13 protein-coding genes are annotated in these 14,969 nt (G+C 61.2%); 2 read left to right on the top strand and 11 right to left on the bottom strand.

Annotated features, from left to right (window positions below; translation table 11 throughout):
- Positions 1-4 precede the first annotated feature (4 nt).
- The 3 genes from glcE to AB7M29_RS15195 are packed head-to-tail and all read right to left on the bottom strand — an operon-like array spanning position 5 to position 3,532.
- Positions 5-1,054, bottom strand: coding sequence for a glycolate oxidase subunit GlcE (gene glcE, locus AB7M29_RS15185; protein ID WP_454247192.1), 1,050 nt, complete (start codon positions 1,052-1,054; stop codon positions 5-7).
- On the bottom strand, positions 1,054-2,553 hold the full coding sequence (glcD, locus tag AB7M29_RS15190) for a glycolate oxidase subunit GlcD (protein ID WP_123721115.1): 1,500 nt from the start codon (positions 2,551-2,553) through the stop codon (positions 1,054-1,056). The genes glcE and glcD overlap by 1 nt, the downstream gene beginning before the upstream one ends.
- A gap of 52 nt (positions 2,554-2,605) precedes the next feature.
- Positions 2,606-3,532, bottom strand: a complete 927-nt coding sequence (locus AB7M29_RS15195; protein WP_454247193.1) for an alpha/beta fold hydrolase — start codon at positions 3,530-3,532, stop codon at positions 2,606-2,608.
- A 222-nt stretch (positions 3,533-3,754) separates the two neighbouring features.
- On the opposite strand from AB7M29_RS15195, the gene AB7M29_RS15200 reads away from it, so the two are divergent.
- Together AB7M29_RS15200 and AB7M29_RS15205 are read left to right on the top strand one after the other, a co-directional pair.
- Entirely contained in the window at positions 3,755-4,828 is a 1,074-nt protein-coding gene (locus AB7M29_RS15200; RefSeq protein ID WP_217858569.1) for a diguanylate cyclase, read from the top strand.
- 216 nt (positions 4,829-5,044) lie between these two features.
- Positions 5,045-6,286, top strand: a complete 1,242-nt coding sequence (locus AB7M29_RS15205) for a M20/M25/M40 family metallo-hydrolase (RefSeq protein WP_454247194.1) — start codon at positions 5,045-5,047, stop codon at positions 6,284-6,286.
- Positions 6,287-6,627: 341 nt separating this feature from the next.
- Here the strand turns inward: AB7M29_RS15205 and AB7M29_RS15210 are convergent, their stop codons facing one another.
- The 8 genes from AB7M29_RS15210 to AB7M29_RS15245 all read right to left on the bottom strand — a co-directional run bounded on the left by AB7M29_RS15210 (position 6,628) and on the right by AB7M29_RS15245 (position 14,928).
- Positions 6,628-7,497, bottom strand: a complete 870-nt coding sequence (locus tag AB7M29_RS15210; protein WP_217858567.1) for an isocitrate lyase/PEP mutase family protein — start codon at positions 7,495-7,497, stop codon at positions 6,628-6,630.
- Positions 7,498-7,723: 226 nt separating this feature from the next.
- Entirely contained in the window at positions 7,724-8,758 is a 1,035-nt protein-coding gene (astA, locus tag AB7M29_RS15215; protein ID WP_454247195.1) for an arginine N-succinyltransferase, read from the bottom strand.
- A 61-nt stretch (positions 8,759-8,819) separates the two neighbouring features.
- Positions 8,820-9,836 (bottom strand): arginine N-succinyltransferase, encoded by a 1,017-nt coding sequence (locus AB7M29_RS15220; protein WP_217858565.1) that lies wholly within the window; start codon positions 9,834-9,836, stop codon positions 8,820-8,822.
- A 119-nt stretch (positions 9,837-9,955) separates the two neighbouring features.
- Positions 9,956-11,305, bottom strand: coding sequence for an APC family permease (locus AB7M29_RS15225; RefSeq protein WP_217858564.1), 1,350 nt, complete (start codon positions 11,303-11,305; stop codon positions 9,956-9,958).
- A 57-nt stretch (positions 11,306-11,362) separates the two neighbouring features.
- On the bottom strand, positions 11,363-12,115 hold the full coding sequence (locus AB7M29_RS15230; protein WP_454247196.1) for an N-formylglutamate amidohydrolase: 753 nt from the start codon (positions 12,113-12,115) through the stop codon (positions 11,363-11,365).
- Positions 12,099-13,430 carry a glutamine synthetase gene (locus tag AB7M29_RS15235; RefSeq protein WP_454247197.1) on the bottom strand — a complete coding sequence of 444 codons (1,332 nt, stop codon included), beginning with the start codon at positions 13,428-13,430 and terminating at the stop codon, positions 12,099-12,101. Before AB7M29_RS15235 ends, AB7M29_RS15230 begins: the two co-directional genes overlap by 17 nt.
- Positions 13,427-14,071: an isochorismatase family cysteine hydrolase gene (locus tag AB7M29_RS15240; protein WP_217858562.1), complete on the bottom strand. Its 645-nt coding sequence runs from the start codon at positions 14,069-14,071 to the stop codon at positions 13,427-13,429. Before AB7M29_RS15240 ends, AB7M29_RS15235 begins: the two co-directional genes overlap by 4 nt.
- Positions 14,072-14,073: 2 nt before the next feature.
- Positions 14,074-14,928: a MurR/RpiR family transcriptional regulator gene (locus AB7M29_RS15245; protein WP_217858561.1), complete on the bottom strand. Its 855-nt coding sequence runs from the start codon at positions 14,926-14,928 to the stop codon at positions 14,074-14,076.
- Positions 14,929-14,969: the final 41 nt, after the last annotated feature.

A 14,969-nucleotide genomic window follows, 5' to 3' on the forward strand; every position in this document is an offset into this window, starting at 1 on the left:
GCCCCTAGAGTTCCGCGTACATCCGGCCGGGGTTGAACAGCCCTAGCGGGTCCAGTTGCGCCTTGAGTTGCCGGTGATAGCGCAGCAGCGCCGGGGCCAGCGGCTGGAAGGGCGTCTCGCTGACGCCATGGCTGAAACAGGTGGCGTGGCCGCCGAGTTCAAGGGCCCGCGACTGAATGTTGTCGGCGGCGGATTTCAACCAGCGTTGCGCGCCGCCCCAGTCGATCAGTTGCTCACCGGGCAAGTCCAGAGGCCCGAGGTTGTTGGGCAATGACAAGCGCCACAGCGGCAGGCCCTCATTAAAAAAGTCTAGTCGTTGTTCGTTCAGGTCGGCCCAATAACCGGAATCCAACGGTTCGCCGCCGAGCCGTTGATGAGCGGCTGCGACCGAACCTTCGCCGCCTTCCAGCCGCAGATACAGACGCTGACCGTCGTGGCTGGCGGCGCTGATGGGCAGCGGTTGCTGGCCCCATTGCGCCAAATTGGCCAAGGCGCGGGCGCAGTCGATGTCCAGGCTGATGCTCAAGCATTGCCGGGGTTTGGGCAGCACTTTGAGCGAGACTTCGGTCAGCACCCCGAGGCAGCCATAACTGCCGACCATCAGGCGCGAGAGGTCGTAGCCGGCGACGTTTTTCATCACTTCACCGCCGAAGCGCAGGTGGGTGCCGAGGCCGCTGATCACCCGCGTACCGAGGACAAAATCCCGCACCGAACCGGACCACGGGCGCCGCGGCCCGGACAACCCCGCCGCGATCATCCCGCCAACAGTGGCGCCTTCGCCGAACGATGGTGGCTCGCAGGGCAGCATTTGCCCTGCTGCGTCCAGTGCAGCAAACAGTTCGCTCAGCGGCGTGCCGGCGCGAACGCTGATCACTAGCTCGGTCGGGTCGTAGCTGACGATGCCGCGATGGGCGCGGGTGTCGAGTATTTCTCCGGCCACTTCACGGCCGAGAAACGCCTTGGTGTTACCGCCCTGAATGCGCAGCGGCGTGGCGTTCTCCCGCGCCTGTTTGACCTGCTCCAGCAGGGCTTCACTGGCATCGAAGTCCGGCATCAGAAACGCTCCAGCTCAGGGAACGGCAGTTGCCCGGCGTGGATGTGCATCGCACCGAATTCCGCGCAGCGGTGCAGGGTAGGGATATTCTTGCCGGGGTTGAGCAGGCCCTTGGGGTCGAACGCGGCTTTGACGGCATGAAACAGGGTTAATTCGTCACTGTTGAACTGCGCACACATCTGATTGATTTTCTCCCGGCCGACGCCATGTTCGCCGGTGATGCTGCCGCCGACTTTCACGCACAGTTCGAGGATTTTGCCGCCAAGGGCTTCGGCCCGTTCCAGTTCACCGGGCTGGTTGGCGTCGAACAGGATCAGCGGGTGCATATTGCCGTCGCCGGCATGGAAAACGTTGGCCACGCGCAAGCCGTACTCTTGCGCCAGGCTGGCGATGCCCTTGAGTACACCGGGCAATTCGCGGCGGGGGATGGTGCCATCCATGCAGTAATAATCCGGCGAGAGGCGGCCAATTGCCGGGAAGGCGTTCTTGCGCCCGGCCCAGAACCGCACGCGTTCGGCTTCGTCCCGGGCTTGGCGCACCTCGCTGGCGCCGGCCTGCTGCAGCACCTCGCGGACTCGTTCGCAATCGTCGTGGACATCGGCTTCGACACCGTCCAGTTCGCACAGCAGAATCGCTTCGGCGTCCACCGGGTAACCGGCGTGGATGAAATCTTCGGCGGCACGGATTGCCAGGTTGTCCATCATCTCCAGGCCACCGGGAATGATCCCGGCGGCGATGATCTCGGCCACCGCGCGACCGGCCTTTTCCACCGAGTCGAAGCTCGCCAGCAGGACTTTGGCGACTTGGGGTTTGGGCAGCAGTTTGACCGTGACTTCAGTGATGATCCCCAGCAAGCCTTCGGAACCGGTGAACAACGCCAACAAGTCGAAGCCCGGCGCGTCCAGCGAATCGGCGCCGAGGGTCAGGTGTTCGCCTTCAAGGGTCAATACTTCGAGTTTCAGCAGGTTGTGCACGGTCAGGCCGTATTTGAGGCAATGCACGCCACCGGCGTTTTCCGCGACGTTGCCGCCGATGGAGCAGGCGATTTGCGAGGACGGGTCCGGCGCGTAATACAGGCCGAAGGGCGCCGCTGCCTGGGAAATCGCCAGGTTACGTACCCCCGGCTGGACCCGTGCGGTGCGGGCGGCGGGGTCGATGTGCAGGATGTTGTTGAACCGCACCATCACCAGCAGCACGCCTTTGTCCAATGGCAGTGCACCGCCGGACAAGCCGGTGCCGGCCCCGCGCGCCACCACCGGCACGTTGCGGGCATGGCAGAGCCTGAGCAGCGCCTGCACCTGTTCCAGCTGCCGGGGCAGGGCGACCAGCATCGGCGTGGTGCGATAGGCCGACAGACCGTCGCATTCGTAGGGTTTGAGTTCTTCTTCGCGCCAGAGGATGTCCAGGTCCGGCACCTCCTGCTGCAAGGCCTTGAGTAATGCAGCCTTGTCGACATTGGGCAGGACACCGTCGATGCGTTCGTCGTAAAGAATGTTCATCGTTCACCACCAAGCGCAAAGGGGCTTGCCCCCTTCACCACAGGGGATCTCATCAGTTTTTCCTTCCCAAAAACTCCCGATATAACCGCGCCGTATTGGCCGGTTGCTCAACCATCGGCATATGGCCGACACCGTCCCAGATTTCCACCCGAAGATCGGCGATGCCCTTGCTCCAGACCGGTACGCTGCTGACGTCGATCAAACGGTCCTTGCGCCCCCACAGGAGCAGCGCCGGGCATTTGATGTCGGGCAGTTTCGGCTCCATCGGCGGGCTGGCGTGAAAGTCCCTGAAGATTTCTTCCAGTTCGTCGCGCTGCTGTTCATAGCGCTGGGCGACGGCATCCAGCACGATTCCCGGCACCCACGGCGGGGAGGCCATGGTCATGGCGTAGAAATACTGGAACTCTTCACGGGAATGAATCAAAAACGGGTTGTGGCCGCGGGCCAGGTGTCGCTCCATATCGCTAAGCTCCGGGGCAGTGACGCCGGCCGGGTCGAGCAGCGCCAGCGAGATAATGCGCTCCGGGTAAGTGGCCGCCAGCCACGCCGCGATGTAGCCGCCCATGGAGTTGCCGATCACATGTACCTTTTCGACCCCACAGATATCGAGCAACTGGATCAATCGTTTGGCCTGGACCGGGATGTCATAGCCACCGCCGGCCTTGAAGCCGGTTTCGCCATGCCCGGCGAGGTCAGGAATAATCACCCGGTAGTCGTCGACAAAATGCCGTGCGAAGCGCAGCCAGATGTTCTTGTCGGCGCTGCAGCCGTGCAGCATCAGCACACTGCTGGAGGCTTCGTAAGGCCCGCCTTGCCAGGTCGAAACGGTCATTTCGTGGATTGGCACGACGATCTTGTGCAACCGGTACAGCCGGGCCTCCAGCGCCATGTTCAAGTCATAGAGCCAGTAACCGATGGCCGGGTAGCTCAACCAGCTCCAGGCCACGAAGACGGCGATAGTGACAACCAACAAAAGCATCAGGCTATTCCTTTGCAGTGATCAGGACAGAGTGTGGTCGGTGGGTTTGAGCGCGATCCCTCCCTTCATGTATAGACCAAACATCGGGCATTCAGCTCATGGCGAGGCCATGCTATTCAGACCGCCAACCGGTGATGGCTATTTGCCGTCGCCCTGATAGACTTCAAGCACACTTTCAATCCCGTGTGTTGTCAGGCTCCGTTCAGTGGTACAGAGGCCTCTATGGAAAAAAAGGGAGGAAAGGGACTTTCACTGGCCAGGAGGCTTTATGGGTCACGAATCCTGGGGCTGGCCCTTGGATTATTGTGCGTCGGCGCAGGCATGTATCCACTCAACCCGGCGCCTTGGGTCTGGGTAGTGATGCTGCTCAACGGGCTGCTCTGGCCGCATGTGGCCTATCAATGGGCGCGCCGGGCGAAAATTCCTTTCCACGCCGAACACCGCAATATCCTGGTGGACGCGTTTCTCGGCGGCTTCTGGGTGGCCGCCATGCAGTTCAATCCGCTGCCCAGCGCGGCAACACTGTCGATGATGGCGATGCACAACGTGGCCATCGGCGGTTTGCGTTTTCTGTTGATGGGCGCCGTCGCGCAGATGCTCGGGATCGGCGTCGGGCTGCTGGTGTTCATGCCGGCTTTTGTCCCGCAAACCAGTCCGTTTCAGCTGTACGCCTGTTTGCCTTTGCTGTCGATTTATCCGATGTCCCTGGGCTGGATCTGCTTCCATCAGGCCCATACTCTTGGCCGACAAAAGCGCGAACTGTTGGCCCTGAGCCGCACCGACAGCCTGACTGGCCTGCTGAATCACGGTGCCTGGAAAGATCAGCTGGAAATCGAGTTTCAGCGTTGCCAGCGCCAGCAGCAGGGCGGGGCGATAGCGCTGATCGACATCGATCATTTCAAAATCATCAACGACACCTACGGCCATGTCGCTGGGGACATTGTCCTGCGTCAGCTGAGCAAAATGCTCAAGCAGAACCTGCGGGCAGCGGATGTCGCCGGGCGCTATGGCGGCGACGAATTTTGTGTGCTGCTGCCGGACCTGCCGCTGGACCGCGCCGCCGTGGCGATGGATGCGCTGCGTGATCGTTTCGCCACGTTGGGTTATGAGCAGAACCCAGCGCTGAAAGTCAGTTTGAGCATCGGCCTGGCGGCCTTCAACCCGGCCCACGACGACGCGACCCTGTGGCTCAACGACGCCGACCAGGCGCTCTACGAAGCCAAGACCACCGGCCGCAACCGCGTCATCTGCCACAGCGATGGTAAACCGCATAAAGAGTTGCTCGATTCGGTGTAACCAAATCACCACAAATCCCTGTGGGAGCGGGCTTGCTCGCGAAGACGGAGTGTCAGTCGACATCATTGTTGCCTGATACACCGCTTTCGCGAGCAAGCCCGCTCCCACAGGGGATGTGTGGTCATTCAGGTTTGTGTATGTCGCATCCGGTGTAGAGCCTTGCGTCGTAGTCAGGTAGGGTATTTTCGACCCCCGACACGAAACAAGGATCGATTCATGACGTTCAAACGCTCTCGCTCCCTCCTGGCCACCAGCCTCGGCCTGACCCTCGCCCTCGGCGCCTTCACCCCCGCAGCCTTCGCCGAACCCCATAAACAAGTCCTCGCCGATGCCGAACAGTACAAAGGCGAAGCCCTGAAACTGCTGGAACGCCTGGTGAACATCGACTCCGGCTCCGGTTATGAACCGGGCCTGACCCAGGTGAGTGACATCGCCATCGAGGAGTTGAAGAAACTCGGTGCCACCATCGAACTTGTGCCCAACACCCCGGACAAGAGCAACCATGTACTGGCCACGCTTAAAGGCACCGGCAAGGCGAAAATCCTGCTGATGGCACACATGGACACCGTGTTCAAGGAAGGCTCGGCCGCCGCGCGCCCGTTCCAGATCAAGGAGGGCCGCGCTTATGGTCCGGGCGTGATGGACGACAAGGGCGGCATCGTCGCCGGGATCTATGCGCTGAAAGTCCTGAAAAACCTCGATTTCAAGGACTATGCGCAAATCACCTTCCTGCTCGACGCTAGCGAAGAGACCGGCTCGGACGTCGCCACTGATCTGATCAAGAAAACCGCCAAGGCCCACGACGTGACGCTCAACCTCGAACCGGGCCGCCCAGCCGATGGTTTGGTGATATGGCGCAAAGGTAGCGCCACCGCCATGGTCGAGGTCAAAGGCAAGGCATCTCACGCTGGCGTCGCGCCGGAACTGGGGCGTAACGCCGCCATGGAAGCCGCGCACCAGATTCTGCAACTCGGCAAACTGGGCGATGCGCAGAAGAAAACCACCATCAACTTCACCGTGCTGAACGCTGGCGACCGCACCAACGTGATTCCGGATCAGGCCACCGCCAAGGCTGACGTGCGGGCAGCGGTGCCGGAAGAGTTCGACCGGATCGAAAAGGACCTGGCACGGGTCTCGAAAGACAAACTGATTCCCGAGACTGAAGTGACTACCACCCTTAAACGCGGCTTGCCGCCGATGCCGCAAACGGCGGAGTCAGATCGCTTGATGGCCATGGCCCAAGGGATTTATGGCGAAATTGGCCGCAAGTTGACGGAAGAAGGCAGCGGCGGGGCGGCGGATGCCAGCCTCTCGGCCGGGGTGGGTACACCGACGCTGGACGGGTTCGGGATTGTCGGCGGGAATATCCATACGCCAGAGGAATACGCCGAGGTCGAGAGCGTGGCGCCGCGGATTTATCTGTTGTCGAGGATGATTATGGAGTTGACCAAGAAATAAGCCACACAGCTCGGGCGCAGCTCTCTGTGGCGAGGGGGCTTGCCCCCGTTGGGGCGCGTAGCGGCCCCCTGCATTCTTTCAGACTCACCGAGTCGCCTGGATTTACGGCTGCTGCGCAGCCGAACGGGGGCGAGCCCCCTCGCCACGGGGTTGGCGGTGGTTCGGAATAGGGAAGTTCAAGGTCGCGATTTAGCGGTGTCTCATCTGGCCTCTTCGCGAGCAAGCCCGCTCCCACATTTGATTGCTGGCGTGCACAAATAATGTGTTCACAGAAGATCCAGTGTGGGAGCGGGCTTGCTCGCGAAGGGGCCAGATGCCACACCATCATTTCAGCCGAACCCTCACTCCTTGACGCTCATGTATTCCTTCGCCCAACGAATGTAATCCTCAGGCTGCGTATAGGTGTGAGTCAGTTCGGTGGCGCTCAGGTCCGACGCCTGGGTAAAGATCTGGCGTTGTTCGCGCAGGCTGTCGTAAGTCGCCTTGATCGCCGCGAAGTAGGCGCCATGGCCGTCGATGGTGACGCGCACGCCCAGTTCGGCCAGGCGATTGTCGTCGCGCAGCAGCGGGTTGCCGTAGGTGACCAGCATCAGCGGCACACTCAGGTGCTCGGCGATTTGTTCGAGGTGGTCGAAGTCCCGCACGCCCACCATGCAAATCCCGTCCGCCCCGGCCTGTTGGTATTGCTGGGTGCGGCTGATGATTTCCTGAACCGGCAGGATCCCGGCATTGGTCCGCGCAATGATCGCCATTTCCGAGTCGACCCGGGCTTCCAGAGCTGCGCGGATCTTGCCGACGCCTTCCGCGACCCCGATCAGGTCAGTGGACTTGCGGCCGAATTGCGCGGGCAACAAGGTGTCTTCAATGGTCAGGGCGGCCACGCCAGCGCGTTCGAGTTCGACGATGGTGCGCATGACGTTGAGTGCGTTGCCATAGCCGTGGTCGGCGTCGGCGATCACCGGCAATTGGGCTACGCGGCCGATGCGGGTAGCCTGCTCGGCGAACTCACTCAGGGTGATCAAGGCAAAGTCGGGGGCGCCCAGTACCTGCAACGACGCGACCGAACCACCGAGGATCCCCACTTCAAAACCCAGATCAGCGGCGATACGTGCCGACATGGGGTCGAAGACCGACGCGGTGTGATAGCAGGCGTTGGAAGCGAACAGTTGGCGGAAATTACGGCGCAAATCTTGATGTGACAGCCTGGACATATGAGTTCCACCAATACAAAGGAATGGAAGGGCTTGAGCAAAAGTGTCAACGCCGAAGGAACAAAAGGCTATCACGTGGGCGGGTGAAGAATGATGACGAATTTGCCGGCCAAGGGATGCAAGATCAAAAGATCGGCAGCCTGCGGCAGCTCCTTGGATGTTCAACGATCGATGTGGGCGGGTAAAGAATGATGTAGAAGCTGCCGAAGGCTGCGATCTTTTCCGATCACGCCGCCACCGCCTGCTGTTGTTGGTTGCGCAGCGGCACGGCGCGGACCGAGTTGCCGGGTTGCAGTTGCAGGCGTTTGGCGGTGAGGCGGTCGACGATCAGGCTGTTGCCGACCAGCCGCGCCTGGGCAGTGGTGATGCGGCAGCTTTCCAGGCGGCGGTTGTGGATCAGCCATATTGGCGCCTGGTCGTCGGGCGTGCCGATGGCCAGCTCCAAGCGTTGGCTGTCACGCACCGTGCGGATTCTCGACACCGGGGCTTCGATCACCGGGCCTGCGTCGAAGATGTCGATGTAACCCTTATGGGCAAACCCCTCGGCGGCGAGGATCTTCAGCGCAGGTTCGGTGGTCGGGTGCGGCTTGCCGATCACCGCCTGCGCCTGTTCGGTGAGCAAGCAAGTGTAGAGCGGTTGGCGCGGCATCAGTTCGGCGATGAACGCTTTGCTGCCTAGCCCCGACAAGTGATCGGCATGGCTGAAATCCATCTTGAAAAAATGCCGGCCCAGGCTGTCCCAGAACGGTGAGCAACCTTGTTCGTCGGCACTGCCGCGCAGTTCGGCAATGAGCTTGTCGCCGAACAGATGGGGAAATTCGGCAACGAACAGCAGGCGCCCCAGCGACAGCAATCGACCATTACTGCCATGACGTTGATCGTGTCGCAGAAACAGCGAACAGATTTCCGATTGGCCGGTCATTTCGTTGTTCAGGAACAACGTGGGGATCTGGCGCTGAATACCCAGGTCCGGCGACGAGCTGACCGTGAGTCCGACCCGATAGTTGTACCAGGGCTCCCGCAGGCCGACAGCTCCCACCAGGGCACTGACGCCGACCACTTGTTGATCGTCGTCTTCGAGCACGAACAGGTAATCGGCGTCCGCACGCTCTACCTGTTCGGCAAAGGTGCGCTGGGTCCAGCGCACTCGGTGGGTCAGACGTTCTTCACTGGCCGGCAGGGTGGTGAACCCGGGGCCGGCCCGTTGCACCAGATCCAGCAGGGCGGGCAGGTCGGTGACTTGAACCGGGCGGACAATCATGATGCAGCTCCTTCTTCGCGCCTGTTCTGGCGCTGTCGTTGGGCACGGGGCCGGTGGCGGCTCACAGGGCGATCAACCGGATCGCACTGGCGTCGGTCACATTCAGGGCCGCGCACATTTCGGCGCTCAAGGCCACGGGTTGCCCGGCGCGATAGTCCAACTCGGCGACGATGGCGCGGTAACCCTTCAACGACTCGTTGCTTACCAAGTAGCTGCCGCGCGCATCGATGGCCGAGCCAGGGTGCACCGTGCCGGTCTGGCTTTGGGCGATGGAGCGAATGTTCGAGGTGCGTGCGTACAACGTCGGGCCACCGTCGAACAGGTCGATATAGCTGTTGGTCTCGAAGCCTTCGCGTTCAAGAATGTCGAAGGCCTCCTGACCGTCGGGATGAATCCGGCCGATACATGCTTGTGCCGCCGGCGGCAGCATCGGCACGTAGATCGGGTATTGCGGCATCAGTTCGGCGAGAAATGACCGGCTCTGCAAACCGCAAAGCCGCTCGGCTTCAACGTACGGCAGGTCGAAGAAATGCTTGCCCAGCGCATCCCAGAGCGGTGACTGGCCCTGTTCGTCGCTGTAGCCAACGATCTCGGTGATCACCGCTTCGGCAAAGCGCGCTGTGTGTGCGGCGATGAACAGCAGTCGCGCCCGGGACAGCAATTCGGAAAACCGCGTGCGTTCCAGCGCTGTGTCGATATGGAAACCGCGCAGCAAAGTATGACCACTGAGGTCGTGGCACAACGACAGCGCCGGCACCCCGTGCTCGATGTTCAGCTCCCGTGAGGCACTGGTGAAATGGCGATTGCGCAAACTGTAGAACGGCTCGTTGAACCCTGCGGTGGCGAGGATTTCCGAGCAGCCGACCAGATGGCGAGTCGTGAGATTTTCCAGAACGAAGAAATAATTCTCCGGGCCAGGCCCCTGGACGTCTTTCTCGAACGAAGCGCAGGAGTCGAGAATTTTCTCGCGCAGGCGTTCGGTGTCGTCCGGCAAGGACGTGACCCCCACCAGACTGTCGCGCGCCAGTTGCTGCAACTGGGGCAGGTCGGTTAACTCCACTGGGCGTAAGACCAGCATGGATGTACTCCTGTATCAAAGGGTTCGGCGATTTGCACCGAACCTGACTATCACTGTCGGTTTCCACGCGTTAAATCGGCAGTCGCCTGAATTCATGTCAGACGCTGCCCTTTTTCTTGTCAGCCATTGCTTGGGTCGGGTAGGACCGTGCTGGCACCCAGTTTGTTGAGGAAGAATAGATAGACCAGCCCCAGGGCAATCCAGATCAGGCCGAGTTTCTGTGCATCGACGCCCATGTTGTACATGATGGCCGCGACGATGATGAAGCCGATCACCGGGCAGAGCAGGTGACGAATCACCTGACCGGACTTCTGCCGACGCCAGTAATAGTTGATTACGGTCAGGTGCAGCAACATAAAGCCGCTCAGGGCGCCGAAGTTCACCAGGGAGGTGAGGGTGTCCACCGAGTTGATGAACAGGTAGCAGATCACCAGCGACAGCGCCGCCACCAGATAGATACTCACATACGGCGTGTTGTGTTTCGGGTGCACCTTGGCCAGCACTTTCGGCAGTTTGCCGTCCCGCGCCATGCCGAACAGCAGGCGCGAAACCGCCGCTTGCGAGGTGATTGCGACCGCGACACCCCAAGCCAGGGCGGTGGCCACGGCAGTCAGGGTTGCCAGCCAGCTGCCGGCAGCGATTTCGGCGATTTCATAGAACGCAGTGTCGGCGGTCTTGAAGCCCAGGCCGGCGGCCAGATCCGTGGCAATCCAGGTCTGCACGACAAAGATCACGCCCATCACCAGCAATGTGATCAGCGCAGCCTTTCCGACGCTACGGCCCGGGTCGCCCTTGATCTCTTCGGCGAGGGTGGAAATCGCATCGAAACCGAGGAACGACAGCACCGCAATCGACACTGCTTGCATCAGCAGGGCGAAGTTGAATGTCTCGGGGTTGTACAACGGCGCCAGAGTCAGCTCGCCGTTACCGCCACCGTTGTGCAGGGCATTCCAGGCATAGAACAGGAAGATTCCCAGCACCACCAGTTGCGCCAGTAGAAAGATGATGTTCATCCGCGCGGTGAAGGTAATGCCCCGCAGGTTGACGAAGGTGGCGCTGACCAGAAAAGCCAGGATGAAGCCGACTTTCGGGATGTCCGGGTACAAATGATTCAGCGCCATCGCCGCGTAGACATAGAGCAGTGGCGGAATCAGCAAATAATCGAGCAACATCAGCCAACCGGCGATAAACCCGACATGCGGGTTGAGGCCGCGTTGTGCGTAGGAATACACGGAGCCCGCAATCGGAAAGGCCCGGGCCATGCTGCCGTAACTGAGGGCGGTGAACAGCATCGCCACCATGCCGATGATGTAGGCCAGCGGTACCATCCCCGGGGCTTCGGCGTTGACGTAACCATAAACGCCGAACGGGGCGATGGGGATCATGAAGATCATCCCGTATACCACCAGGTCCGTCAGCGTCAGGCTACGTTTCAACTCTTGCTTGTAGCCGAATTCTTCTATTTCCATGAAGCCCTTCTCCTTGATATGAAAGCAGCTGCATGCTGCGAGTTTGAAGCTATTGTTCTACAGCAGTGGCGCCAGATAATCGGTCCAGCGACCGATGTCTTCGGGAGTGCGCAGCAGATCGTTGCGTACCTCGATCAACACCGACTCAAGCCCGCGTGCATCGCCATGAACCGGCACGGTCATGTCACCCAGCGGATCGACTTTGTAGGGCTGATTAGCCGCGACTTTCAAGGGGTGCCGACTCAACCCGTCGATCACTCGCTGCGCGTACTCCCCGGCCTGTCCGTACAACACGCCGGCTTCCAGCTCTCGTGGCTGGCCGTAATATATCGGCGTGAAACTGTGAATCCCCACCACGCGAACCGGTCGACCTTGCGCCACACGGGCGTCGATCAAGGTTTGCAGGCGGGCATGAAACGGCTTGAACAGGCAGTGCCGGCGATAGTCGCGGGTGGCCTCGTCCAGATCCCGATTGCCCGGCACCTGATAAATCTCGCTCTGCAACGCAATGCTGTCCGGCGCATGGCGCGGGCGGTTGAGGTCGATCAACAACCGTGAATAGTTGGCCGCCAACAGGGTGGCGCCCAGTGCTTCGGACAAGCCCTCGGCCAGCGCCAGAGCGCCGATGTCCCAGGCGATGTGTTCGCGGGCAGCTTCATGGCTCAAGCCCAGGTCATTCAATCCGGCCGGGATAAAACGACTGGCGTGCTCACACACCAGAATTAGCGGGTGCTCGGAGGCTTCCCGGCTCAGGGTGTACGCAGGTTGGGTATAGAACCCCAATTCGGCGGACTCAGTACAGGCGCGCATAGTGCTCACAAAGATCGGCGGGCGAGAGCTGTTCCGTCAGCCTCAGTTCCTCGGTTTTAAGGGCGAACCAGGTGTCCAGCAAGGCACTCGGCAGGGCTTCGATCAGCGCCTCGCTGTTGCGCAGGCATTCCAGCGCCTGGGACAGGGACGCGGGCAGGGCGACGATGCCGCGGGCCTGGCGTTGCTCTTCGTTCAGGGAATCGGGGACTTCATCGGTGATCGCGTTCAGGGCCAGGCGCTGCTCGATGCCCAGGCGCCCGGCGATCAGCAATGTGGCCATGGCCAGATGCGGCGAAGCGGTGGCGTCCATGGCGCGAAATTCCAGGTTGTACTGCGCCGCCACGGTTTTGCCGCCCAGGCTTACGGTCGGGCAAATCCGCAGCGCCGCTTCGCGGTTGCGTTGGCCGAGACAAGCGTAGGAAGCGCTCCAGTGATGGGGCTGCAAGCGCTCGTAGGAAACCGGTGTCGGCGCGGTAAAGGCGCAGAGCGCCGGCAAATAATGCAGAACGCCGGCGGCCCAATGCTGGCCGAGGGTCGACAGGCCGTTGGTGGTGCCGGCGTCGTACATCACCGGGTGGCCGGCCAGATCCTGCAGGCTCACGTGCAAGTGCACACCATTGCACACCGCCTGCTCGGAAGTCTTGGGGGCGAAACTCAGGTCCAGGCCCATTTGCCGGGCGATCTCACGGGTGATCTCGCGCACGTTCACCGCGCGGTCGGCGGCAGCGACCCCGAGGGCAGGGCGGCAGGTGATTTCGTATTGGTGCTTGCCGTATTCCGGCAGGAACATCTCCGGCTCCACACCGCCGGCACGCAGTGCACTGAGCAACCAGCCGCCGAACTCGGCGCCCTGGCGCTGTGCCTCAAGAGAGAACGCCAGATGCTCAGCAACGCCGCTGTCGAGGTTGAATTCATGTTCGAACGCGGCGTTGATCTGCAATCCCAATTCGCCGCGATAACGCTCCACCTCGTTGCGCAATAACGTGCGCGGGCAGGCACCCCACGGGCGGCCATCGGTTTCGTGAATGTCGCCGTGAATAAAGTCCAGCGCGGGGGCATTGGCGTCCGGGCCGTTGTTGACGGTCACGCGGCTGCTCAAGTCGGGGATCAGCCGCAAGTCTCCATAAGCACCCCACGGATTGCTGGAGGCAATGATGTCTTGCGGGGTCAGGGCGCTGTTGGCCGGCACCCAGCCGCAGCCGGCCACTTGATAGGTTTCGAGTTCGTCGGTGGGAAAGGAACGGCCGCGCGTCACGCCGATCAGGTCGGTGGTGACGATCGTGGTCATCGGCAGTGGCGACAGGGGAGCGCTCATGGCTGCATCTCCTGCAATCGGCCGAGCACAGTCTGGGTGTCGGTGATCCAGCAGTAGCCCTTGATGGCGTTCAGGCAGGCGTGATGCCGTTGTTCGGTGTAGGTGGCGCAGGCATCTTCGACCAGCGTCACCAGGTAACCGCGGTCGGCGGCGTCACGCACGGCCATGTCGACGCATTGGTCGGTGACGATGCCGGCGATGATCAGGTGGCGGGTTTCAAGGTTGCGTAGCACGTAGTCGATGTTGGTGGAGTTGAAGACCCCGGAAGATGTCTTGGGCAGCACGATTTCGTTTTCGATCGGCGTCAGGTCATCGATGATTCGCGCTTGCGAACTGCCCTTGGGCAGGTGCATGTCCGAGAGTTTGTGGTCCAGCGAACGATCGCGGCCATCGGCGGTGAGGCTTTCAATGAGCGTGTGCAGCACGTTTTGTCGTGCATTACGAAAGGCACTGAGCAACCGGCGTTGATTGGGCACCACTTGCATGTGGGCGCGGGTCAGAAAGTATTCGGCATCCGGCCCGTTGAGGTGCGGATCGAACTGCGGCTCAAGCCAGGCACGCTGCATGTCCACCAGCAACAGCGCGGTGTGGTCGGCGGCAAATGGCAAGTCCCGGGGCGAGTGGTGGGGGAGCGTGAACATCCTTATTTATCCTCCAGCAGGTGAGTGTCGAAGTCGGTGCGCAGGGCATCGATGCCTTCCAGGCGATCGGCCAGATCGGGGCTGCGCAGGGACAGGCAGGCAACCAGTGCTTCAACCTGGGCCAGTGCCGGGACCATCGAGTCGAAGGCCGACGCCGATTCCACCGGCGCACTGATGATCAGGTCGGCCATTTCCCGTAGCGGTGATGCGTAGATATCGGTGAACAACACGACCCGTGCATGTCGGCTCTTCGCGGCATTGGCGACCCGCAGGGCCTGGGACTGATAGCGGCGATAATCGAACACCAGCACCACGTCCTGACGTTGCACGTCGAACAACCGGTCCGGTAATTGCGCGTTGTCTTCCAGGGCAAAACAGCCGGGCCGCAACAGGCGCAGATGGTTGAGTAAATAGTTGGCGAGGAAACTGCTGAAACGGCCGCCGAAGCAATGGACCTGATGGCGGGTGTCGAGCAGCCATTCGATCAGAATTCGTACATCTTCAGGTTGGGTCAGCGCCTGGGTGTCGACCAATGCCCGATGGCTGTTCGCTAGATAGTGGCCCCAGGGATCATCTTTCTTGAGATGGGCGCGGGGTTGCAACAGGGTACTGGGAGAGCGCAGGCGGTCATCCATGTCGCTGAGCAAGGCTTCCTGAAAGTCGGCATAACCGCTGAAACCAAGCTTCTTTACCAACCGCACGATGGTCGGATCGCTGACACCGGCATGTTCGGCCAGACGTGACATCGGGCCCAGTCCGTTACGCGGGTACTGATCCAGCAAGGCACGTATGACTTTGCGTTCCGACGGCGTGAGTTCCAGGTCGGGATCGGTGATCAGGTCTCTGAGAGAGGGCATCCGGGCTCCTGCTGGATGGGTGTGTCGGTTTCGTTTCATAA

The sequence above is a fragment of the Pseudomonas sp. F-14 TE3623 genome (assembly GCF_053629015.1).

Coding starts and splice junctions, on each gene's coding strand:
- glcE (WP_454247192.1), bottom strand. CDS start 1,054: ATGCCGGACTTCGATGCCAGTGAAGCCCTGCTGGAGCAGGTCAAACAG.
- glcD (WP_123721115.1), bottom strand. CDS start 2,553: ATGAACATTCTTTACGACGAACGCATCGACGGTGTCCTGCCCAATGTC.
- AB7M29_RS15195 (WP_454247193.1), bottom strand. CDS start 3,532: ATGCTTTTGTTGGTTGTCACTATCGCCGTCTTCGTGGCCTGGAGCTGG.
- AB7M29_RS15200 (WP_217858569.1), top strand. CDS start 3,755: ATGGAAAAAAAGGGAGGAAAGGGACTTTCACTGGCCAGGAGGCTTTAT.
- AB7M29_RS15205 (WP_454247194.1), top strand. CDS start 5,045: ATGACGTTCAAACGCTCTCGCTCCCTCCTGGCCACCAGCCTCGGCCTG.
- AB7M29_RS15210 (WP_217858567.1), bottom strand. CDS start 7,497: ATGTCCAGGCTGTCACATCAAGATTTGCGCCGTAATTTCCGCCAACTG.
- astA (WP_454247195.1), bottom strand. CDS start 8,758: ATGATTGTCCGCCCGGTTCAAGTCACCGACCTGCCCGCCCTGCTGGAT.
- AB7M29_RS15220 (WP_217858565.1), bottom strand. CDS start 9,836: ATGCTGGTCTTACGCCCAGTGGAGTTAACCGACCTGCCCCAGTTGCAG.
- AB7M29_RS15225 (WP_217858564.1), bottom strand. CDS start 11,305: ATGGAAATAGAAGAATTCGGCTACAAGCAAGAGTTGAAACGTAGCCTG.
- AB7M29_RS15230 (WP_454247196.1), bottom strand. CDS start 12,115: ATGCGCGCCTGTACTGAGTCCGCCGAATTGGGGTTCTATACCCAACCT.
- AB7M29_RS15235 (WP_454247197.1), bottom strand. CDS start 13,430: ATGAGCGCTCCCCTGTCGCCACTGCCGATGACCACGATCGTCACCACC.
- AB7M29_RS15240 (WP_217858562.1), bottom strand. CDS start 14,071: ATGTTCACGCTCCCCCACCACTCGCCCCGGGACTTGCCATTTGCCGCC.
- AB7M29_RS15245 (WP_217858561.1), bottom strand. CDS start 14,928: ATGCCCTCTCTCAGAGACCTGATCACCGATCCCGACCTGGAACTCACG.